The 21473-nt window shown below is 68.9% G+C and carries 19 protein-coding genes; 6 read left to right on the top strand and 13 right to left on the bottom strand.

Annotated elements, in window-relative coordinates:
* The first annotated feature begins 71 nt into the window (after window positions 1-71).
* The 3 genes from F9C12_RS27465 (at window position 72) to F9C12_RS27455 (ending at window position 2346) form a co-directional block, all read left to right on the top strand.
* Window positions 72-548 (top strand): DUF6932 family protein, encoded by a 477-nt coding sequence (locus tag F9C12_RS27465; RefSeq protein WP_409184671.1) that lies wholly within the window; start codon window positions 72-74, stop codon window positions 546-548.
* Entirely contained in the window at window positions 545-1429 is an 885-nt protein-coding gene (locus F9C12_RS27460) for a hypothetical protein (RefSeq protein WP_067580198.1), read from the top strand. Before F9C12_RS27465 ends, F9C12_RS27460 begins: the two co-directional genes overlap by 4 nt.
* A gap of 245 nt (window positions 1430-1674) precedes the next feature.
* Window positions 1675-2346, top strand: coding sequence for a hypothetical protein (locus tag F9C12_RS27455; protein WP_409184670.1), 672 nt, complete (start codon window positions 1675-1677; stop codon window positions 2344-2346).
* 559 nt (window positions 2347-2905) lie between these two features.
* Here the strand turns inward: F9C12_RS27455 and F9C12_RS27450 are convergent.
* The 8 genes from F9C12_RS27450 to F9C12_RS27415 form a co-directional block, all read right to left on the bottom strand.
* On the bottom strand, window positions 2906-5653 hold the full coding sequence (locus F9C12_RS27450; RefSeq protein WP_409462275.1) for a BTAD domain-containing putative transcriptional regulator: 2748 nt from the start codon (window positions 5651-5653) through the stop codon (window positions 2906-2908).
* Between the two features lie 361 nt (window positions 5654-6014).
* Complete coding sequence (gene thpD / locus F9C12_RS27445; protein ID WP_409184668.1) at window positions 6015-6917, bottom strand: ectoine hydroxylase; 903 nt, start codon at window positions 6915-6917, stop codon at window positions 6015-6017.
* 63 nt (window positions 6918-6980) lie between these two features.
* On the bottom strand, window positions 6981-7373 hold the full coding sequence (locus tag F9C12_RS27440) for an ectoine synthase (RefSeq protein WP_037807993.1): 393 nt from the start codon (window positions 7371-7373) through the stop codon (window positions 6981-6983).
* A 30-nt stretch (window positions 7374-7403) separates the two neighbouring features.
* On the bottom strand, window positions 7404-8654 hold the full coding sequence (ectB, locus tag F9C12_RS27435) for a diaminobutyrate--2-oxoglutarate transaminase (RefSeq protein WP_409184667.1): 1251 nt from the start codon (window positions 8652-8654) through the stop codon (window positions 7404-7406).
* Between the two features lie 41 nt (window positions 8655-8695).
* Window positions 8696-9190 (bottom strand): diaminobutyrate acetyltransferase, encoded by a 495-nt coding sequence (gene ectA / locus F9C12_RS27430; RefSeq protein WP_409184666.1) that lies wholly within the window; start codon window positions 9188-9190, stop codon window positions 8696-8698.
* Window positions 9191-9433: 243 nt separating this feature from the next.
* Window positions 9434-12454, bottom strand: coding sequence for a patatin-like protein (locus F9C12_RS27425; RefSeq protein ID WP_409462274.1), 3021 nt, complete (start codon window positions 12452-12454; stop codon window positions 9434-9436).
* Window positions 12455-12500: 46 nt separating this feature from the next.
* Window positions 12501-13745, bottom strand: coding sequence for a DUF445 domain-containing protein (locus F9C12_RS27420; RefSeq protein WP_409462273.1), 1245 nt, complete (start codon window positions 13743-13745; stop codon window positions 12501-12503).
* A 5-nt stretch (window positions 13746-13750) separates the two neighbouring features.
* Window positions 13751-14542 (bottom strand): Abi-alpha family protein, encoded by a 792-nt coding sequence (locus tag F9C12_RS27415; protein ID WP_409462272.1) that lies wholly within the window; start codon window positions 14540-14542, stop codon window positions 13751-13753.
* A gap of 91 nt (window positions 14543-14633) precedes the next feature.
* Here F9C12_RS27415 and F9C12_RS27410 point away from each other — a divergent pair, with 91 nt between their 5' ends.
* Entirely contained in the window at window positions 14634-15416 is a 783-nt protein-coding gene (locus tag F9C12_RS27410) for a hypothetical protein (protein WP_409184662.1), read from the top strand.
* Here the strand turns inward: F9C12_RS27410 and F9C12_RS27405 are convergent.
* Complete coding sequence (locus F9C12_RS27405) at window positions 15387-15797, bottom strand: lipopolysaccharide assembly LapA domain-containing protein (protein WP_409184661.1); 411 nt, start codon at window positions 15795-15797, stop codon at window positions 15387-15389. The genes F9C12_RS27410 and F9C12_RS27405 overlap by 30 nt on opposite strands.
* Before the next feature lie 37 nt (window positions 15798-15834).
* Window positions 15835-16965, bottom strand: a complete 1131-nt coding sequence (locus tag F9C12_RS27400; protein ID WP_409184660.1) for a dipeptidase — start codon at window positions 16963-16965, stop codon at window positions 15835-15837.
* 80 nt (window positions 16966-17045) lie between these two features.
* On the opposite strand from F9C12_RS27400, the gene F9C12_RS27395 reads away from it, so the two are divergent.
* Window positions 17046-17498 carry a MarR family winged helix-turn-helix transcriptional regulator gene (locus F9C12_RS27395; protein ID WP_409184659.1) on the top strand — a complete coding sequence of 151 codons (453 nt, stop codon included), beginning with the start codon at window positions 17046-17048 and terminating at the stop codon, window positions 17496-17498.
* Window positions 17499-18701: 1203 nt separating this feature from the next.
* Here F9C12_RS27395 and F9C12_RS27390 read toward each other — a convergent pair.
* The gene (locus F9C12_RS27390) at window positions 18702-19205 is read right to left on the bottom strand and encodes an RNA polymerase sigma factor (protein WP_409184658.1); all 504 of its coding nucleotides are present in this window, start codon (window positions 19203-19205) and stop codon (window positions 18702-18704) included.
* 192 nt (window positions 19206-19397) lie between these two features.
* A complete protein-coding gene (locus tag F9C12_RS27385; protein WP_409462271.1) occupies window positions 19398-19892 on the bottom strand; it encodes a winged helix-turn-helix transcriptional regulator in 495 nt (164 codons plus the stop codon).
* 78 nt (window positions 19893-19970) lie between these two features.
* Between F9C12_RS27385 and F9C12_RS27380 the strand changes: the two genes are divergently transcribed.
* Window positions 19971-20612 (top strand): dihydrofolate reductase family protein, encoded by a 642-nt coding sequence (locus tag F9C12_RS27380; RefSeq protein WP_409462270.1) that lies wholly within the window; start codon window positions 19971-19973, stop codon window positions 20610-20612.
* A gap of 1 nt (window position 20613) precedes the next feature.
* Here F9C12_RS27380 and F9C12_RS27375 read toward each other — a convergent pair whose 3' ends face one another.
* Window positions 20614-21468: an amidohydrolase family protein gene (locus F9C12_RS27375; protein ID WP_409462269.1), complete on the bottom strand. Its 855-nt coding sequence runs from the start codon at window positions 21466-21468 to the stop codon at window positions 20614-20616.
* Between the last annotated feature and the right edge of the window lie 5 nt (window positions 21469-21473).

Raw genomic sequence — 21473 nt, 5'->3', positions numbered from 1 at the left:
CACCCACCTGGTAGATTCGGCTACGCACGGTAAGCGGGCGCCGAGGGCCCCGGACGACGTCAGGAGGTCCGATGGCGCTTCCGCACTGGACGCCACAGAACCTGCTGCCGCCCGGCCGCCATCACGCCGACCTCGCCGACGTCTACGAGCGCCTGGTCTACGACGCGCCGCACCAGAACGAGCGCGAGATCCTCTTCAGCGCGCTCAACAGCTACCTCGGGGTCGCCCAGCGGGTGATCACCTCCGGGAGGGCCTGGCTCGGCGGCGCGTTCGTCACCCGCACGGCGCATCCGCCGCGCGGGCTCGACGTGGTGCTGCTGCCGGACGAATGGGGCGCGTTGAAGCGGCTTGACGACGCCGGCCGCACCGCGCTGTACGGCCTGCTGACCCTGCGCGGCATCATCGTCGGCCAGCCCGCGATGTACCTCGACCAGATCCAGCCGGTCGGCGGCATGCTCGACGGCTTCCTGTGCCGTCCCGGCGACGAGGACGTGTGGGAATCGGTGTGGGCCGAAGGCGGCAGAGGCATCCCGGAGATGGTGTGGTGAGGAACGAGTTCCGGCGGATCGCCGACGAGATCCCCGGCGGCACGTGGCTGGACGACCTCGCGCGCGCCTCGGCGATGGCGGCGAACGCGAAGTTCGAGCGCACCTGCCGCGCGCCGCTGCTGCACGTGTCGGTGATCGGCGAAACGCACATCGACGCCTACACCTTCTCCGACATCAGCCGCGCGCTGCAGGACGCGACGGCGAAGATCGGGCACATCATCCGCAATCCGTCGAACGAGGTCACCTTCGTCCAGCAGGCGGACCGCGACAAGGCCCCGCTGATCCAAAAAGGACAGGCGGGCAACGCGATCTTCTTCGGCTTCCCGGAACCGGCGGTCGACGACGCGCTGATCCACGACGGCATCGAAACGCTGTCCGAGCGCGCGGTGAAGGAGCTCTGCGATTTCCTGCCCGCCAACGGATCCGACGACGGCGCGCTCGACGCGGTGCTGCTGCAGCGCGACACGGTGCGCAACGCGGTCAGCGACGTCGTCAACGCGGTCAGCAAGCACGCCGGCATCGGCATGGCGCTCACGCCGACCGCGGGCGAGCAGGTGACCCGGAGCATGACCACCGAACAGGCCAGGGTGCTGCAGGGCAGCCTGCGCGAGTCCCGCGAGGCGGTCGGCTACGAGACGGTGACCGGACGCCTCGACGGCGTGCGCACCCGGCGGCGAATTTTCTACCTGGAGCGGGAATCGGGCGGAACCATTCAGGGCGCGGTCGCCCCGGATCTGCTCGACCAGATCAAGGAAAACCTCGATCGCCCGGTGACCGCGCGGTTGCGCGTGGTGCGCACGACGACCATCGACGGACGGCGCGGCAGGCCGGTGCACGAACTTCTCGAGATCACTCCGGAAGTCAGTCTTTTCGACCAGTGAATGGCGCGCGGGAGACCGCGGCGCCAGGTCAGGACCGCCGCCGGGTAAGCGCGCGGTCGCTCTTCGGAATCGCCGCACCGCTGTTTTTCCGGGCAGTAAATGGCACCGGTCCGCGCAATCCGGCGGGAAATGACCCCGACTGCCCGGACGCGGTAAATGAATGACATTGTCAGTCGATAACGATTATTCCAACTTCGCGGGCATCTGCGTTAGCGTCGTCGCCAACCCACGCGGAAGAGGCACGCATGACGACCGAGCAGCCGTATCCGGCCGCACCCGCACGACACAGCCGGACCACTACTCGCCCTGGTCCGCACCGTCCGCCGCAGCAGGCGCCGTCCCGGAGGCAGGCGAACTGGCCGGGCGGGCTCGCGGTCACGCTCGGACTGGCCGCGGCCGGTGTCGCGTTCCTCCCGGATTGGGGTTTCCTCGCCTGGCCGCTCGCCGGGGTCGGCCTCGCCGCGGGAATTGCGGGAATCGTACTTTCCTCCAAGGGCACAATGCGCGGATTGGGTGTCGCACTCACCGGAACCACGCTTTCCGCACTCGCCGCCCTGCTGTGCGGCGCGATGCTGCTGTACCCGTCGATGTTCGGCACCGCGCGAGCGGGAGAACTGCACATCCCGCCACAGCCGGGCGAGAAGCATTCGGTCGACTTCGTGGTGACCTCGGCAGGCGGCGCGACCGTCCGCTACGGCACGCTGAACGACCAGCGCACCGCGTCCACCCCGCCGAGCACCGACGACTGGCACGGGCACGCCTCCTACGACGGCGGCAGGCCGGTCCTCTCGCTCACCGCGGACACCGCGAACGCGGGCGTGACCAACCAGATCAGCTGCCAGATCATCGTCGACGGCAAGAAGGTCGCCGAGAGCAGCGGCAGCTCGATCGCGCTCTGCACGTCGAACGTCGAATAGAGCCTGGCGGCCGGCCGGCCTACCCCCATCTCGGCCGGCCAACCGCCACCGAACCGCTCCTGGCGGCTCTCCCAGGTCCGCGCCATACCGCCGCGGTCCCGTCGCCGGCTTCACAGCCTGCCCCTCCCCTAGGGCTCCGCCAGCGTCGCGGCCGACCCTACGCGCGCTGACCGCCGGATGGCTAAGAATCCGCTAAGCGGACGCGATTATTACCACGCAGACCTGCGAAAACACAGCTGAACATTGTACAAGAGCACGGGCCGCCGACTGCCCGCTCACTCCCCGGCGGCCCGGTCTTTGCCCGCCCGGCAACCTCCGCGGGGCGGCCCCGGCCGGAGGAGGGCGGCCTCGGTCGTCCGGACGCATCGCCTCCGCCGGTTGTCCGCCCGCCACCGCCCAGCGGGATGGGCCCGACCGGAGGACGGTCGTCCGGACACATCGCTTCCCGCCGGCTGTCCACCCGCCCACCGACAGCAGGGCGGGCCCGACGGGAGGACGGTCGTCCGGACACATCGCCTTCCGCCGGCTGTCCGCCCGCCCACCGCCAGCAGGGCGGGTGCTACTCCAGCTCCGCCGCTTCCTTCCTCAGCTCCTCGACCTGCCGGGGATTCATCCGCTCGTACAACGCCACCGCCCGCCGGTACTCCTCCCGTGCGGGCTCCAGTCGTTCCTGGCCGCGCAGGATCCGTGCCAGCGTCACTCGCAGGATGCCCTCCTGCAGTTCGAACTGCCGCGCCACCGCCAGCGCCACTGCCTCCCGCGCGTAGCGTTCGGCGGCTTCCAGGTCTCCGATGCCCAGATGCAGTTCCGCGAGGTTGTTCAGCGACACCACGGCATAGCTGTCGTCGCCGAGCTGGCGGTCTATTTCCAGAGACGCCAGCTGATGCGTGATCGCCTCGGCCGGACGGCCGGCTCGTTTTTCCGTCTCGGCGCAGTTGTTGAGCGCTTGGCCACGCAGTTCGAGATCGCCGGTGCGTTCGGTTTCCTCGACGGCCTCCAGCAGCCGTTCGATCGCCTCCGAATAGCGGCCGAGCAGGGTCAGCACGCTGCCCAGGTGGATCTTGGCGACGATGAGCGAGCGGCCGTCGAGCCGGGTGGCCAGGCCGACCGCGCGTTCTGCGTCGGCGATGCTGCCCGGCGACAGCTCGAAGGTGAGCGCGATGGCACACCGGGAGATCAGCATCCAGCACTGGCCGAGCGGTTCGTTCGCGGCCTCGGCGGCGGCGAGGCCCAGGTCGACCAGCCGGATCCATTCCTCGTACAGCGGGCAGACGACCCGGTAGGTGTGCGCGACGCGGGCGAGCCGCCAGACGTCGGCGTAGCGGCCGTCGGCGTGGGCGGCGTCCAGTACGGCCAGCAGGTTCGGCCATTCCGCGGCGAACCAGTCCTGGGCCTGGGCGAAGGTCTCCAGCGGCGGCAGTGCCTCCGGCGGCACCAGGCCGGTGAGGTCGAGCGGGTCGACGATGCGCAGCATCTTCCGCCGCGCGGTGTCCGAGGCGGCCTGGTGGTAGCGGATGGCCCGGTCGAGCACCGCCGCGCGTTCCGCCGGGTCCAGTTCGGTTTCCGCCAGCTCCCGCAGGTACAGCCGGACCAGGTCGTGCGGGGCGAAGGCGTCGCGCGAGGTCTCGGCGATCAGGTTGTGCGCGGCCAGCGTGCGGAGTTCGCGCCGGGCCTGCTCCACCGGGATCTCCGCGATGGCCGCCGTGAGATGCGGACCGGTGTGCCGGGCGGGCACCGCGCCGAGCCGCAGCAGCGTCCGGGCCAGTCCGTCCGGGAGGCCGCGGAACGAGACGTCGAACGCGGCCCGCACGCCGTCGTCGGCTCCGGTGACGTCGAGCCCGGCCAGCCGGGTGCGTTCGTTTCCCAGCTCCCCGACGAGGTCCTTGAGTGTCCACTGTGGACTCGCGGCGAGCCGCGCTCCAGCGATCCGCAGCGCGAGCGGCAGGTAGCCGCACAGCCGGGCCAGCGCGTGGTTGAGGTCGAAGTCCGCCGGCCCGGCCAGTTCCTCGATCACGCTCACCGCGGCCTCCGGCGCGAGCGTGCCGAGCACGCGCAGCTTCGCCGCGTGCGACACCGCCAGCGCCTCCAGTCGCGACCGGCTCGTCACCACCGTCATCGACCGTGCACCCGGAGGGAGCAACGGACGCACCTGTTCGGCCGAACGCGCGTCGTCGAGCAGCACGAGCATCCGCCGCCCGGCGATCAGCGACCGGTACAGCGCCACGCGTTCGTGCACGTGCTCCGGCACTTCGTCGGCGGGCACGCCCAGTCCGAGCAGGAACTGCGACAGCAGATCCCCCGGCTCCAGCGGCGGATGATGCGGGTCGAACCCTTGCAGCGCCGCGTACAGCACCCCGTCCGGGAACAGCCGGGCCGCGCGGTGCGCCCACCAGATGACCAGCGCGCTCTTGCCGACCCCGGCGGTGCCGGACACGATCACCGTGCTGTCGCCGCGTTCCGCGAGCCCGTTGAGCCATTCCACCTCCGCCTCGCGCCCGGCCAGCGTCGGCAGCGCGGGCGGCAGCTGAGACGGCGCGACGGCGTGTTCCGGCACCGCGCTCTCGTGCTCGGCGAGATCGTCGTTGAGCACCCGCTCGTGCAGCGAACGCAGATCGGCTCCGGGTTCGACGCCGAGCGAACCGAGCGTGGCCCGCGAGACGGTGCGGTACAGCTCGAGCGCTTCCCCGCGCCGCCCCGCGTGGTAGAGCGCGCGCATCAGCTGCCCGGCGATGCGTTCGGCGAGCGGGTCCGCGCGGACGATCGGGCTCAGCTCCACGATCAGCTCGTCGTACCGGCCGAGGTCGAGGTCCGCGTTGATCCGGGCGTAGCGGATCGCGCGCCGCAGCTCGTCCAATTCGGGCGCCCGTACCGAATCGGGCACGCCGGACAGCGTCGGCCCCTGCCACAGCGCGAGCGCCTCGGCGAGCAGCTTCGAGGCGTTCTCCGGCGTTTCCAGCGCGGCCTGCTCCAGCAGCGCCCGCGCCCGATGCGCGTCGATCCGCTCCGGCGCGAGGGAAAGCTGGTAGCCCGGCGGACGGGTGCTGATCTCGGCGACCGGATCGGCCATTTCCCGCAGCAGCCTGCGCAGCTGCGACACGTTGCCGTGCACGATGGTGCGGGCGGTGGCGGGCGGATCGTGGCCCCACAGCGCGTCGATGATCTCCTCGAGCGGCACCACCTTGCCCACGCGCAGCGCGAGCAGCGCCAGCAGCCCCCGCACCCCGGGACCGCCGACCGGTACCGCACGGCTGCCGTCGAGCAGCCGCACCGGGCCGAGCAGTTCGACCCGCGCGCCGCCATCGGCCATGCTCGCGCGCACCTCCCAGGCTCACCCCCAGCCAGACAGGTCAACTTACCGTCAGCGGCAGCAGGCAGAAACCGCTCTTTCGTGAATTCCGCCCCTGAACAGACGAGTCCGGCCCCGCACCATCAGTCCCGATCTGATGGTGCGGGGCCGGACTCTATGATCGTCGGCCGGGCCGCCAGGGGGCGCGGTCCACCCGTGCATCGCGGCCGTCCGCCCGCGGTTCGGGGGGCTCACCCCGAGCAAGAACCCGGACCGCCGCGGACAACCTTGCCCTCGCAGCCGAACCGCGAGGTGGCGATAACGTAACAGGGCGCACATTCTCCGTTACGAGCGACCCGCCGGTTGGCGAAGGTGTCCCTGGTCACCGCGTGATCGGCGTGGAGTCGCGGCCCGCGATGAACGACGGCCGCGGCTCGCTCGCGGCGAACGGCCGCTGCAACGCGTTCTCCACGCTGTTGAACACCAGGAAGATGTTCGAGCGCGGATACGGCGTGATGTTGTTCGACGAGCCGTGCATGATGTTCGAGTCGAACCACAGTGCCGAACCGGCCGAACCGGTGAACTGCTCGATGCCGTGGTCGGCGGCGAGCTTGGTGATGTCGTCCGGCGACGGCACGCCCACCCGCTGGTCCTTGAGCGAGCTCTTGTAGTTGGCCTCCGGGGTCTCGCCGACGCACTGCACGAACGTGCGCTGCGAACCCGGCATGACCATGAGCCCGCCGTTGTAGGGATAGTTGTCGGTGAGCGCGATCGAGCAGCTCACCGCGCGCGGCGACGGCATGCCGTCCTCCGCGTGCCAGGTCTCGAAATCGGAATGCCAGTAGAACCCGGTGCCCTTGAAGCCCGGCATGTAGTTGATCCGGCTCTGGTGGATGTAGACGTCGGAGCCGAGGATCTGCCGCGCCCAGTCGAGCACGCGGGGATCGCGCACCAGCTCGGCGATCAGGCCGGAGATCTCGTGCACGTCGAAGATCGACCGGACCTCGCCGGTCCGGGCCTCGGTGATCACGCGCTCGTCGTCGCGCAGCTTCTCGTCCGAGGACAGCCGCACGACCTCCTGCCAGTACGTCTGGACTTCACCGGGCGAGAGCAGCCCCTCGACGACCGTGTAACCCTTGGCGTCGTGGTTCGCCAGGGTCGCGGCGTCGATCGGGCCGTCAGCCTCGGTACCCCACACGGTGGGGTGCACGCGCGGAAGATGATCCGGCGTACCGGTGATCCGGGTCGGGTAACCGTCTTCGACCCGGGTGTCCATGATCGTCACAGTGGCTCGCCTCCAGTTCTTCTGGCGTTTCTTCTTTCTTGCGGTGGTGGGAGTGGCTCAGCGTCAGGAGTCTTCGGTGACGAGCGGGTAGACCCCGTTCTCGTCGTGCACCTCGCGGCCGGTGACCGGCGGGTTGAACACGCACACGCACTTGATCTCGGTCTTCGGCCGGACCTGGTGCTTGTCGTGGTCGTTCAGCAGGTACAGCGTGCCCGGCTTGAGCTGGTGCACCTCACCGGTGGCGAGGTCCTCGATCTCTCCCTCTCCGGAGGTGATGAAGACGGCCTCGATGTGGTTGGCGTACCAGAAGTCGTTCACCGTGCCCGCGTACAGCGTCGTCTCGTGCACCGAGAAACCGACGCCCTCCTTCGCGAGGATGATGCGCTTGCTGCGCCAGTTCGGGGTCTTGATGTCAGCGTCGGTGTCGGTGATCTCGTCGAGCGTGCGGACCAGCAAGTGAAGGGCTCCTTCTTGTGCTTCGGGTGGTTACTTGAGAACGGCGGCGACGGATTCGGAAATGATCGAAAGGCCCTCGCTCAGTTCCTCGTCGGTGAGGGTAAGCGGCGGAAGCAGCTTCATCACCTCGCCGTCCGGGCCGGAGGTCTCCATCAGCAGGCCGCGTTCGAAGGCCGCCTTGCAGACCGCGCCGGCCAGCTCGCCGTTGGCGAATTCGAGGCCGCGCGCAAGACCGCGGCCCTTCGCGGCGAGATTCGCCTCCGGGTAGCTCTCCACGAGGTCCTTGAAGGTGCTCGCGATGCGCTCGCCCTTGGCCTTGGTCGACTTCTCCAGCTCGTCGTCGCTCCAGTAGACGCGCAGCGCCTCGGTCGCGGTGACGAACGCCGGGCTGATGCCGCGGAAGGTGCCGTTGTGCTCGCCCGGCTCCCAGACGTCCAGCTCCGGTTTGATCAGCGTGAGCGCCATCGGCAGGCCGTATCCGCCGATCGACTTCGACAGGCACACGATGTCCGGCGAGATGCCGGCGTCCTCGAAGCTGAAGAACGGGCCGGTGCGGCCGCAGCCCATCTGCACGTCGTCGAGGATGAGCAGGATGCCGTGCCGCTTGCACAGGTCGTCGAGGCCCTTGAGCCATTCCAGGCGCGCGGCGTTGATGCCGCCCTCGCCCTGCACGCCCTCCACGATCACCGCGGCGGGCTCGTTCAGGCCGCTGCCGGAGTCTTCGAGCAGCTTCTCGAAGTACATGAAGTCCGGCATCGCGCCGTCGAAGTACTTGTCGTAGGGCATCGGCGTGGCGTGCACCAGCGGGATGCCCGCGGCGCCGCGCTTCATCGAGTTGCCGGTGACCGACAGCGCGCCGAGCGTCATGCCGTGGAACGCGTTGGTGAAGTTGATGACCGATTCCTTGCCGGTCACCTTGCGCGCCAGCTTCAGCGCGGCCTCCACGGCGTTCGCGCCGCCGGGGCCGGGGAAGACGATCTTGTAGTCCAGCTCGCGCGGCGCGAGGATCTTCTCCCGGAAGGTCTCCAGGAAGTCCCGCTTCGCGACGGTGTACATGTCGAGCGCGTGCGTGACGCCGTCGCGCTGGAGGTAATCGATCAGCGCCTTCTTCAGGTGCGGGTTGTTGTGCCCGTAGTTCAGCGCGCCGGCGCCGGCGAAGAAGTCGAGGTACGGCTTGCCGTCCTCGCTGTAGAGCCTGCTGCCCTGCGCCCGGTCGAAGACGACCGGCCACCCCCGGCTGTAGCTGCGGACCTCTGATTCGAGCTCTTCGAAGATGCTCATGACGATTTCTTTCGCTCCTACTCGGCGAAATTGACGGGTTATTAGCGGCGCAACGGACCGATGCGGTAAACGTCCTCGGGTTCGTGCGCCTCCCCCTGCGGAAAATCAGCGACTTCGAACAACCGGCGGTGTTCCAGATCCGCGTCCCAGCGCTTCGCGAACGACTCGAAGAGCCGGATCGACGCCTGGTTGTCCGGAGTGATCGTGGTTTCCAGGTACCGCACGCCCTCGCCGACCAGACGCGTGTACAGACTGTCCAGCAACTGTCCGGCCAGGCCTTTTCCGCGTTGCGACGCGTCGACCGCGACCTGCCACACGAACGCCACGTCCGGCGCGGCCGGCCTTCGGTAAGCGATCACGAATCCGACTGGCGCACCGTCAACACGGGCGACGACCGAGGTGTCCGCGAAATCCTGGCACCACAACAGGTACGCGTACGGCGAGTTCAGATCCAGCTTCTGCGAATCGCGCGCGATTCGCCAGAGAGCGGCACCATCGGCCTTGGTCGGGGATTCGATCAAGTGCTTTCCGGACATACTTTGGAAACGTAACAGAGAATTTTCCCGCCGCCAGCGATCCATGCCACGCCCACCGCCCTCACCAGGGACGACGGGGATACCCCGGTGAGGAGTGCCACAAACATGTTTAACGAGCGGAAGTTCTGGGCACACGGGCCCCTTGGCCGCACACCCTCGGTATGCGGCCCGTGTCCCCAGACGATGGGCCTTCCGGGCCGCTACCGCAACTCCAGCGCCGGAAAACCCCGGTTTACCTGGGGGTCAGCGTAGCCTGCCCGGACGCGGCCGCCGCCGCTTCCTCCGGCCGCGCCGGCCGAGCCCGGACAGCGGCGTCCAGACCGCGGGCAGCAGGAGCAGCGCGACGACGGCGAGCCACCACAGCGGAGCCTCCCCGCGCCGCCAACCGTCCACAACGGTGCCGAGCCAGCCGAACAACGGCTGCGCGAGAGGCGGCAGGAAAGCCGCGAACAGCAACGCCGCTACCACCAGCACGCCCAGCACGGTGAGCACCATTCGCCACGTGCGCCTCAACGTCAGCAGGCTCACCACGAGGAACACGAGCGCACCGGCCGCCACGGGCAGGCCGAGCCACTGCAGGACGGAGCCGCCCTCGCCGCTGAGCACGAACCCGGCGATCGCGGTGACGGCGGCGGCGAGCAGGTTCCAGGGGCGGCCCAGCCGCGTCGCGCCTTGCGTGACCCACCACGAACTGCGGCTGCTGAGCTGGGCGAATTTCGCCAGCGGCTGGAGGGTTTTCGGGACCCGGGTGGCGGTGGACGCGGCATTGAGCCCGGCGGCCCCGGCTTTGACAATGGTTTTGGCGAGCAGCGTACTGCCGAGTTCGCCTTCGAATCGTTCCGCGGAAACCTGGCAGGCTTGGAAAGCACGCTGCGCCGGGTCCGGCCGGCCGGCGTTTTCCGGCGAGGCAGCCGCTTTCTTTTGGTCGAGCGGCCGGGAAAGCATCAGCTTCCGGAAGCTTTCCGACGCTTTTCCGTTGCCCTCCTTCGCATCCGCCTCGGCCTGCCGCGCGAGCACCGGCAGTTCCTCCCGCGCGATGTCCAGCTGCCGCGACCTGGCCAGCACCATCGACGTCACCGGAAGACTGGTCGGCACCTCTTTTCCGAAGCCGACCGGCGACAGATTCGCGTCCAGGCCGAGGAAAGCCAGCTCGTCGCCCAGCTGCGCGAGCAACCCGGGCAGGTCCGAGGGCATCCCGTTGTCCGTCGGCGAGGGCGGCTGCCAGCCGATCTCGAGGAACGTCGTCCTTACCTGCTCCCGGAATTCCTCCGGGCCCACGATGTCGCGCAGCACCCGCAGGCGCTTCGGGTCGAGCAGACACTGCGTCAGCCAGCCCGCGCCGTCGATCCGGCCCCACATCCAGTCGTTCGCCCGCCAGGACGCTTTGTAGAACGCGCCGAAGTTGTTCGCCTGCGTGCCGGTCAGCTTGTCCCGGCCGCGGGGGCGCGCGAGGTCGAGCAGGGTGCGGCTGTCCGCGCTCAGCTGCACCAGGTCCACCCGCTGGTCGACCGCCGGCGCTTCGGCCAGCAGCCCGCGCGTTGCCATGTGCAGCAACAGGAACCGCGCCATCACGAAGCCGTCCGCGACGTCCGCGTTGTCGAGGCCGAACCAGTCCAGCAACGTCGTCACGGTTTCGGCGGCGTCTTCGGACCACTGGTTTTCCTTGCCCGACAACGCTTGCAGCACCGGAGCCGCCGACCGCAGCGCGCCGGTCAGCTCCGGCCACGCCTCGCGGACCTCGTCCGACGCCCCGAGATCCGCCCATTCGGCGGCGAGCTGACCGATCCAATCCGGCATCGCGGTGTCTGGCGGCGGCGGTTCGTGCCGCGCCACCCACGCGGACAGCCGTACGTCGCGAGCCGCTTTCCGGCGGGCGGCGTGCAGCTTCGCGCGGGCCTCGTTGAGCTGGGCCGCCTGCTCGAGATCCGGGCCCATCCGGAAACCCGCGTTGATCAGCTGGATGCCGGTGGCGACCGCGTCCTCCAGCGTCGAAGTGCGGTAGCGGACCATCTCAGCGACCGGCACCGACTCGCCGGGCAGCGTGGTCGGGATCCCGTGCCGCAGTCCGTCCGCGGCGATATCCCGCAGCAGAGCCGCGTTCCCGGCCGCCCACCCACTGTCCTCATCGGACAGTTCGTAGCGGCGGGTGGCTGCCCGCACCAGGTCGGCCGCGTCGAGCGCGACCCGGCGGTCGAGGTACGCCCGGTGCACCCGGTCGTCCACCAGCTGCCCGCCGCGCAGGCCGAGCGACGCGAGTGCGACGCGCGTGTCCCGGGTGCGCGTGACGGCAGCGTTGTGCTGGTTCAATTCCTCCAGTTCGACGCTGATCGTCTGGCTCATGATGGTCGAGGCGACCTTCGCCAGCGCGGTGCCGAGCATGGGCGGCTCAGCCGGGTCGCACGTCATCGGCTTGGCTTCGCCGTCGACAGTCGGGACGACGTACAACAGCAGCCGCCGCACATCCGTCGACGACGAGCGCTCGAAAATCTCCCGCAGCGCCGGCCGCAGCGGCTTGTTCACCAGCACGCCGCCGTCGGCGAGCCAATGCGAACGCACCAGCTCCGTGTAGTCGGTCATGTCCGGATGCAGCCGGTCCGCCGCTTCGGGACCGATCGGCATCCGCGACAGCTCGAAGGCTCCGGGGAAGGACGCGCTCGACCGCGCGGCGAGCGCGAGCGGGGCGTGCACCTGGTTATTCCACAATGGACCGTGGAAGCGGAACAGCATGCGATGTTCGGTGTCCCGCACACGGTTTCCGAGCGCGTCGTCGTACTGCGTGGTCTCGCCGTCGAGCATGGTTCCGGTGAGCAGCACGGTCACGTCCGGCGGCTCGGCGGGCACGACACCGGACCCGGTGATGTCGTGCATCGCCTGGACCAGACCGTTCAGCAGCACCTTGTCGCCGTTCAGCACCGAACGCGGCCGCGTCTCGCCGGGATCGCGGATCAGGTTCTCCAGCGACCCGGCGGAGAACCAGGTGTCGCGCAATACCGCGGGCGTCGACCGATAGGCCTCCGCCAAACCGAGGCACGCGGCGTTGATGCCGCCCGCGCTCGTGCCGGTGAGCACGTCGAGGCGCACCGAGGCGTGCAAAAGGTCGAGAAGTTTCCGGTAGCCGTTACTTTCCTCCGGCGTGCGCGAAGCGTGCAGCAACGCCGACGTCTCGGTAGCGACTCCCCCCATCCACACTGCCAGGCTGGATCCCCCCACCATGGCCATCGCGATCCGGATTTCCTGCGGCCACGGCACCGCCGTATCACCCATGGGGGTCAGTCTCCCGGCCCAGCCCGCTCCTCCACAAGGGGAGATATCAAGCGGCGAGATGCTCCAGAACCAGTACCTGCGCCTCCCCGACCGCGAATCCGAGCAGCGCGCCGGTCGCGATGAGAATCCATTCGTCCTGCTGGAAAGCCGGGCGCAGCAGCTGCTCGAACTCCTCGGGCGACAATTCCTTCATCTTGCCGACCAGCACGTTCCGGATGTCCATCGCGTCGGTGGCGTAATCCTCGATGTAGCGCATCGTGTCCGGCAGCCGGGTCATGATCTGCTCGGAGATGGCGAGTTTCATGTCCTGGTAGCGGCGGCTGCCGATGGCGAAGACCAGCAACGGTTTCGCCACGTTCGCCGCCCGGCCCAGCTCGCGGTCCAGCTGCCGTTGAATGAGCGCCAGCACGCGGTCGGAAAGCGGGCCGCGCAGCACCGCCTCGATGACGTTGTGCGGCGTGATGATTTCTTTCGCGATCAACTCGCCGTAGGCCTCGGCGACCTCCGCGCGCCGTTTGAGGAACAGGCCCTGCCAGGTGACGCCGAAGTATTTCTTCGGCTGCAGCGGGTAGAAAATCATCCGCAGCGCGAGCCAGTCGGTGAACCATCCGGTGAAGAGGCCGAACAGCGGCATGATCGGCGGGAATTTGAACAGCACCCAGGCGACCATCTGGATCACGCCGATCAGGCCGCCGAACACCAGGCCGGAGCGCGCGATGAACTTGAACTCCTCCGCACCCGCCTCCTGGAAGATCCGGTTGAGCAGCCGTTTGTCCTTGACGAGGCTGGTCACCACCATGCCCTTGAGGTCGAACACACTGTCCACATCGGACTGGATGAGTTCGAGCACGGCCTTGACCATGTGCGGCGATTCGGCCTGCACGCGCTGGATCACCAGCCGCTGCACGCCGACCGGCAGCGATTCCCACAGGCCCGGCTGATAGTGCCCGGCCACCTCGCGCACGATGTCCTCGACCGCGGCGAGCAGCGGTTTCTCGATTTCCTTGGCGATCCGGTCGGCGTCGAGGCGGGCGACGACCTCGGCCGGTTTGATCAGCTGCTCGGTCATCGTGTCGCAGGCGATGCTCGCCATCCGGGCGGCGCGTTTGGGCACGATGCCCTGCCAGCCGAAGAACGGTTTGACGCCGATGAACTCGACCGGCTGGAACATCATCCGGATCGCGACCAGCTTCGTGCCGTACCCGATCAGCGCGGCGACGATCGGGATGGAGACATACAGCGGCCAGTGCCGGACGAAGTCGTCGAGGACGCCCGAGACGAATCCGCCCATCGGGGTCAGCCCAGGCTCGGGTCGCAGGCCTGCCAGAACTGCGCGCCGAGCCGCGAGACGTGGATGGTGCGGCGGATGATCTTGATCCGCTTCACCTGCTTCTCCACCTCGCGGACCGACTCGTCGGTCAGCAGGATCTCGTACTGCGTCTCGAGCGAGGGCACCTCCTCGTCCAGTTCGACCAGGCCGAGGCCGATCAACCGGGTCACGTAGCCGGGCACCTGGTCCGGCAGCGACACCCCGGCCGCCTTGCCGACCGTCGAGGCGTTGCGCAGCACGATCCGGCCGGTGCCGCCGATGGCGGTGCGCTCGGCGACGTCGACCGCGGGGAACGGGGAGCCGTCCGACAGCGCGGAGAGGATGCGCGCCTCGTCGGGTGTGAGCTGGCGGAGAATGATCGCGTACAGGTATTCGCGGGCGCGCTCGCGGCCGAAGCCGATGGAGTGGTTGAGCAGTTCGGCCATCGCCGCGCGCAGCGGTTCGACGTGGTCGCGGGCGGGCACCAGCGTCACGGTCGTTTCGACGGCGCGGCTGCCGACGTCGGGGCGGTTCATCGCGGACGCCGCGGTCAGCGCCGCGTGATAGGGGTCGTCGACCTCGTCGAGGCGGCGGCGCAGTTCGCTCAGCAGCCCGCGTTCGACTTGCTTGAGGCCGCGTTCGGCGGTGTCGATCCCGGGGAGTTTGCGGGTCAGGTCGAAGCCGGTGCGCGCCGCCCATCCGGCGAGCTGGCCTGCCCGGCGGGCCAGGTTGGCCACGTCCTCGGCGGTGCCCCGGCCGTTCGGTCGCTGGTAGTCCACGGGCTGCTCCCCTCACTGTTCGCGCTGATGCTACCTGCGAGTAGGCCGAATAGCCCGGTGATGCGCGGCCGGTGGGTGTTGGATGACGCGCATGACCGCGCCGTGGGGACCGCCGATCGACGTGCTGCCGCTGCTCGTCCGCGAGGAACAGGCGCTGATCGGAGTTCTCTCCGACCTCCGGACCCCGGAGTGGGCGCTCCCCGCGTCCGGCGAATGGACAGTGCACGACCTGACCGCGGACATCCTGGGCCGGAAGCTCCGGCGGCTCTCCCGCGACCGGGACGGCCATTTCGCGGAGGGGACGTCTTGGGTATCGGCCTGCCGGCAGCTCTCGCCGGAGGTGCTGTTCGCGATGCTCGTGGACAGCACTACGCAGCTGACCGAACTGTGGAAGCACCGAGATCTGGACGAGCCGACCGCGACGCCGTTGTGGCTGACGGTCGCTCGCGACTACGCGGAGCAGTGGGTGCTCCAGCAGCAGATCCGGGAGGCGGTGGACGCTCCGTTGCTCGACGAGCCGGAGTTCCGGACGCCGGTGGTGGACACGTTTCTGCGCTCGCTGCCGCAGCTGGTGCGAGAGGTGCCCGCGCGGGCCGGCCGTCAGGTGGCGTGTTCGGTGGAGGGGGCTGGGCGGTGGACGCTCCGGGCTACCGGAGCGGGCTGGACGATCGATCGGGGCGCGGCGACGTCGCGGGCTCCGCTCGCGGCTTTGGCGACCGACGCGGACGCGTTCTGGCGGTGGTGCAGCGGAATGCTGCCGGAGGCGGACGCGCGAGTGCGGCTCAGCGGGGATCCCGCGGTGTGCGAGATCCTGCTGAGCCTGGGGGCTCGCTGCCGGGCGCGGTCAGCGTCGCCGGCGGGCCTGCTTCCGTAATTGGAGGATGCGGGCGCCGCCGATCAACGCGACCAGCGCCGCACCCGCGATGGCGGCGAAGAGCATCGCCACCGCGAGCGGCATGCTGCCGGACGCGCCGAGGAAGTGGACGGTCGCCGTGTCCAGGTTCTGCAGGATGAACACCAGCAGGAACGCCAGCACGACGATCGCCACGATCACGGCGATCCAGGTGCCGCTGATCCGGGTGGACTTCACCTTGCCCTTGCGGCCGGCGGGTTTCGCGGCGGACGGCCGCGGTCCGGCTCCCGGCGCGGTGCCGGGGGCGGCGGGGTCGAGCGCGCCGGGCACCTCGGTGCCCGACGCCTCGGGGATTTCCGATTTCGCGACCCCTTCGGGGCCGTCGTTTCGCGCGTGGGACATATCGTGATTGTCCGCCCACTCGCCGTGATGCGCTAATTCAGCGCTTGCCGTCGACCTCGCGCAGCACTCGCAGCGTGTTGCGGCCGGCGAGTTTCGCGCAGTCCTCGTCGCTCCAGCCGCGTTCCATCAGCGCGGCGATGAGCACCGGGTACTTCGAGGTGTCCTCAAGCCCTTCCGGCAGAGCGCCGACGCCGTCGTAGTCGCCGCCGAGCCCGATGTGGTCGATCCCGGCGACCTCGCGCGCGTGCTCGATGTGCGCGACGACGTCCTCGACGGTCGCCTTCGGCTTGGGCGGCCCGTCCCAGGTCTCGGCGAACCGGCCGCGCTCGCCGAGGTTGAGAAACTCCTTCCCGGCGGCCGTCATCGCGGCTTCGAGCTGGTTGTCCCACTCGGTGACCGCGGCGGAGATGAAAGCGGGAACGAAGGTGATCATCGCGACGCCCCCGTTGCCGGGCAGCTTGGCGAGGACGTCGTCGGGAATGTTGCGCGGATGGTCGTTGACCGCGCGGCACGACGAGTGGCTGAAGATCACCGGCGCACTGGAGACCTCTATCGCGGCCCGCATCGTGCTCGGCGCGACGTGCGAAAGGTCGACCAGCATTCCGATCCGGTTCATCTCGCGCACGACCTCACGACCGAATTCGGTGAGCCCGTCGTGCTCGGGTTTGTCGGTTCCGGAATCCGCCCAGGTGGTGTTGAAATTGTGCGTGAGCGTCATGTAGCGGACGCCGAGCCGGCGCAGAATCCTCAGCACGCCAAGGGATTCCGCGATGCTGTGCCCGCCCTCGGCCCCGAGCAACGACGCGATCCGCCCGTCCGCGAACGCCGCCTCGGCCTCGTCGGCCGTCGTCACCAGCCGCAGCCGCTCGGGGTAGCGCTCGGCGAGCTGGTAAACCACCTCGATTTGCTCCAGGACCGCAGTGACCGCACTGTGGCCCTCGAACTGGCACGGTACGTACACCGACCAGAACTGCAGACCCAGTTTGCCTTCGGCGAGTTTGGGAAAATCGGTGTGCAGCCCCGGCTGCGGCACCGTGAGATCCACGCCAGCCACCGCCTCGACCGGATTGGGACCAGCCTTGTCGCGGAGCGCCCAGGGCAGATCGTTGTGTCCGTCGGCGAGAATCGTGGCAGCGAGCAGGTCTTGCGCGCGGGTGAGATCGGTCATGTCCTCGACCCTAGCGAGCTGCTTTGTCGTTGCCCCGGTAACTTCTCGCGCGCAAGATGTATTCGGGTAGACTCGGGCAGATGACCCCGGATCCGCAAACGGACGACGACGAGATCGTGACGTGGTGGGGCCTCGTGATCGAGGGCTATCTGGCCACGCAGAACGCGCTGATGGGAGAAATCTCCGCCCGCTTCGGCCTGGCTCCCGCGTCGTTCGACATCCTGCTGCGCCTGGTGCGATCGCCCGAACACCGGATGCCGATGACCCGCCTGGCAACCGAAGCCGCCCTGTCGAGCGGCGGTTTCACCAAGGTGGCGGACCGACTGGTCGCCGCGGATTTGATCTGCAGAATCCCGAGCCCGGAAGACCGCCGGGTCACGTTCGCCGCCCTGACGGAACACGGACTGGAGGTAGCGCTCAAGGCGAGAGCCGCTTGTGCGGAAATCCTGCGGCGGATTGTGCTCACACCGCTGGGGCCGGATGCGGAGGGGTTGGCGGAGGCCATGCGGACGCTTCGGTCGGTGAACGGCTGATTTCGGGGTTGCGGGTGCTTCGGGTTTTTTGGCGGCAAGGCTTCTTAGTGGCGGGGCTTTGCGGATGTGGGGCTTCGAGTGTCGTGCGTTTTCTCGGGTGGCGGGGGCGCGGTCCGGCCGCGGGGCCGTTCTGGCGGCGAGCTTCCGGCCGCGGGGCCGTTCCGATGGCGAGCTTCCGACGGGTGAGCTTCCGGATGCTGCGGCCCGGCACAGCCCCGCCGGCACAGCCCCGCCGGCACAGCCCCGCCGGCACAGCCCCGCCGGCACAGCCCCGCCGGCACAGCCCCGCCGGCACAGCCCCGCCGGCACAGCCCCGCCGGCACAGCCCCGCCGGCACAGCCCCGCCGGCACAGCCCCGCCGGCACAGCCCCGCCGGCACAGCCCCGCCCTTCCCTGGGGGCTGCCCCAGCCCAGTCTATCGGGGCGGGCCGACCGGCGAGGGTGTGCTGGCCTGGTTGCCCACAGGCTAGGGAAGTTGTGGACAGACGCGGAAAGCGCAGGTCAACTGGGCTGCGGCGGCCGTCCGGCAGGCCATCGGGCAAGTGCCTGACCGGGCAGTCCGCGAGTGGGCTGCGTCGCACCGGGGAATCGGCGGGCGAGCAGTGCCGCGCTGGACAACGGCGACCGGCAGGTGCTGGACGCGGCGACCCGCGACCGAGCAAATGCCGCACCTGGCAATCGGCGACTGGACAGTGCCGGATCGGACGAATGGCGACCGGCGAGTGCCGGACCGGGCGATCGGAACCGGGCAAGCCGCACTGGACGACGGCAACCAGCAAGTGCCGGACTCCGCAACCCGCAACCGGGCAAATGCTGCACCGAGCAATCGGCGGGACAGTGCCGGACCGGGCGACCGGCGACTGGGCACCGGGCAGTGCCGCACCGGGCACCGGAGACGGCGACCGGGCGGTGTCGCACCCGGCAACGGAGACCGGCGACCGGGCACCGGGCGGTGCCGGACCGGGCAACGGAGACCGAGTGCCGGGCAGTGCCGCACCGGGTAGCGGAGACCGGCGACCGGGCACCGGGCGGGCAACGGAGACCGGCAAGTGCCGGACCCGCCAATCCCCGACCGGGCGAATGCCGCACCAAGCAGTCCGCGACCGGCAAGTGCCGGACCCACCAATCCTCGACCGGCCAACCGCTGCGCCCGGCAATCCGCGACCGGCGCGAACCAGCCGTCCGCAAGGCCGCGCAGCTCTGTCATGGATAACTGAAGCCCTCCGCCTCCAGTCGGCGTCGCAGTACCGTCAGGCAGCGTTGTCGGATTCGGCTCACGCTCGACGGGGAGATGCCCAGCTCCGCGGCCAGCTGGTCGTGGCGGAGCTCCGGATAGTGCGCCAGCAGGAGCATCATCCGGCGGTGGCGCTCCGGGAACTTCTCCACCGCTCGCCACAACGCGGCTGCTCGTTCGCTGGCCAAGGCCTTCTCCTCGGGCGACTCCGCCAGCTCGTGCGTCTCCAGCTGCGCATCCTCGACCGGCTGCACCCGCGCGCGTTTTTCGGCGGCTCGGAGCGCTTGCCGTCGCGCGACGGTCGTCAGCCAGCCGGCCAGGCCGTTCGGGTCCTGCAGGTTCGGCGGGCGGCTGAGCAATTCCAGCCAGGCCGCTTGGCACGCGTCGTCGACGTCGGCGCGAAAGCCTGGGTTCGCGCCGACTATTCGATTCATCCTCGCCGACAAACAGCGCACTTGGTCCTCGTCCTGCATTCCCGGCTCCCTTCCTCGGTCGGGAAGGCTGACGGGCCGGACCTCTCGGCGGATCCGTTTCAGCAGGTCTAATGCCGAATCGAGTGATCAACTTCGGCCGGATGTATCCAGGGGCGGGCTAGCGCCTCGGGCACACGGATAAAGATCCGCAGGTCGACAAATCGACTCATGCACCAAGGTGTCAAAGCCGCCTCAACCCCGGGCAACAGCCTCCGCATAAGCCGCCGCCAGGCGTTCAGTGGCGGTCGGGCCGTCCGCGTTCGGCCGGGGGATTCCCAGGTGCCGCTCCCGCAATTCCGCCATGAATTCCTCCCACAGCGGCGGTCCGCCAGCCTCCAAAAGTTCCGCCCGCACCCGCAATTCCGGCGTAGTCGGGCGATGTCGCAAACCCCAGCTCGCCAGCTGCGCCAAAACCGGCACCAGCTGAATCGCGGCTTCCGTCAAACTGTAAGTCGCGCGCTGGCCGCGGCCGGCCGAATCGCGCGTCAGCAATCCCGCTTCTACCAGGGTGCGCAATCGGTCGGCGAGGATATTCGACGCGATTCCTTCCTCCGACTGCGACTGCAATTGCCGGAAATGCCGCCGGTCGCCGAACATCACGTCGCGCAGCACCAACAGGCTCCAGCGGTCGCCGACGACCTCGATCGCGGCGTTGATCGGGCATCCCGAGCGGGGGCCGTCCGGCATCGCATACCTCCTTTAAACCACTTGCACTTTACCATCACCTCCGACATAGTGCTTGCAAAAGACAAGCAGGGAGTAGCGATGCTGGTGCGCGTCCAGTGCTTCAACGTTTCCGCCGACGGCTACGGCGCCGGTCCGGAGCAGACCCTCGAGCAGCCGTTCGGTCATCCCGACCCCGGGCCGCTCTTCGCCTGGGCCGGGGCCACCGCCAGCTGGCCGATGCGCAGCGAACCGGACGGCACCCGCGGGCTCGACGACTACTTCACCCGCGACATGCACCGAGGCGACGTCGGCGCGGAAATCATGGGACGCAACAAGTTCGGCCCGTATCGCGGCCCCTGGGAGAACTACGCCTGGCAGGGCTGGTGGGGCGACGAACCCCCGTTCCGCGCACCGGTCTTCGTGCTCACCCACCACGTGCGTCCTTCGCTCACCTTGGGCCAGACCACTTTCCACTTCCTCGACACGACCCCGGAGGAAGCGCTCGCCCAGGCGAAGAAAGCCGCCGGCGACAAGGACGTCCGCATCGGCGGCGGCGTCAACACGGTGCGCCAATTCCTCGAAGCCGGGCTCATCGACACGCTGCACATCGCCGTCGCGCCGGTCGAACTCGGTGCGGGGGAACGGCTTTGGGAAAGTCCGGAAGAACTGACCGGCCGCTATCACCTGGAGAAAATTCCCAGCCCCAGCGGCGTTGTCCACCACCTGTTCTGGCGGAAGTAGCTCAGCGCAAGCCGGGCATCAGCCGTAAGGCGTTGCCGGACAGAACTCCGTCCAGCACATCAGCGGGCAAACCCAAGTCAGCGACCGCACGGACATTCACGGCGGTTCCCGGCACCCCAGGCCAGTCAGTACCGAAGATCCATTTCTTAGCCAACCGCACCAGATCGAAGCGCGCGTAATACTCCGGCAGTTTCTTCGGCGGGAGTCCGGCGAGGTCGAGCCACACGTTCGGCCTCGCCTGGGCCATGAACGCCGCCACGTCGTACCACCAGCCCCGCCCGCCGTGCGCGAACACGAAGTTCACCGCCGGGAAGTCTTCGACCACATCGGACAGCAGCGAAGGATCCCCATAGCTGGCACGGGAACCCGGGAACACTGACAGTCCAGAGTGGAGGATCACCGGAATCCCGCGTTCAGCGCACAACGCGTAAACCGGATACAACTCCTTGTCCGCCGGGGAAAACGCGCCGTGCACCGGGTGGATCTTCAACGCCACCGCACCCAGTGCGAGCTGACGTTCCACCTCGGCGGCCAGCGGATGGTGCAAATGCGGGTTCACGTTGGCCACCAAGCGGAACCGCTCCGGATTGTAGGCGACCAACGGAATATTGTCTTCAATCGCCTGGATACCGGTAGCCCGCGGGCTATATTCGCAAAACAACAGCACCCGGTCGACACCCTCGCTCGCCATGAGGTCGTCCATCGCGGCGGGAATCACCGTGCCGTCCGCGTCGTACACCGTGCGCCACGGGTAGTCGCCGGCGAAGTCGCGTGCCCAGTCCAGCCACGCGGGTTTGAGCGTGGGCAGGCGCGGGGTGTGCACGTGGGCGTCCACCACGAAATGCTCGTCGATCATGCCGG

Origin of the sequence: Amycolatopsis sp. GA6-003 (assembly GCF_046267895.1) — a bacterium.
In the GTDB taxonomy this organism is placed as follows: Bacteria; Actinomycetota; Actinomycetes; order Mycobacteriales; family Pseudonocardiaceae; genus Amycolatopsis.
The sequence above is the reverse complement of the archived record's forward strand: the minus strand, read 5'-3'. Positions and strand labels throughout refer to the sequence as shown.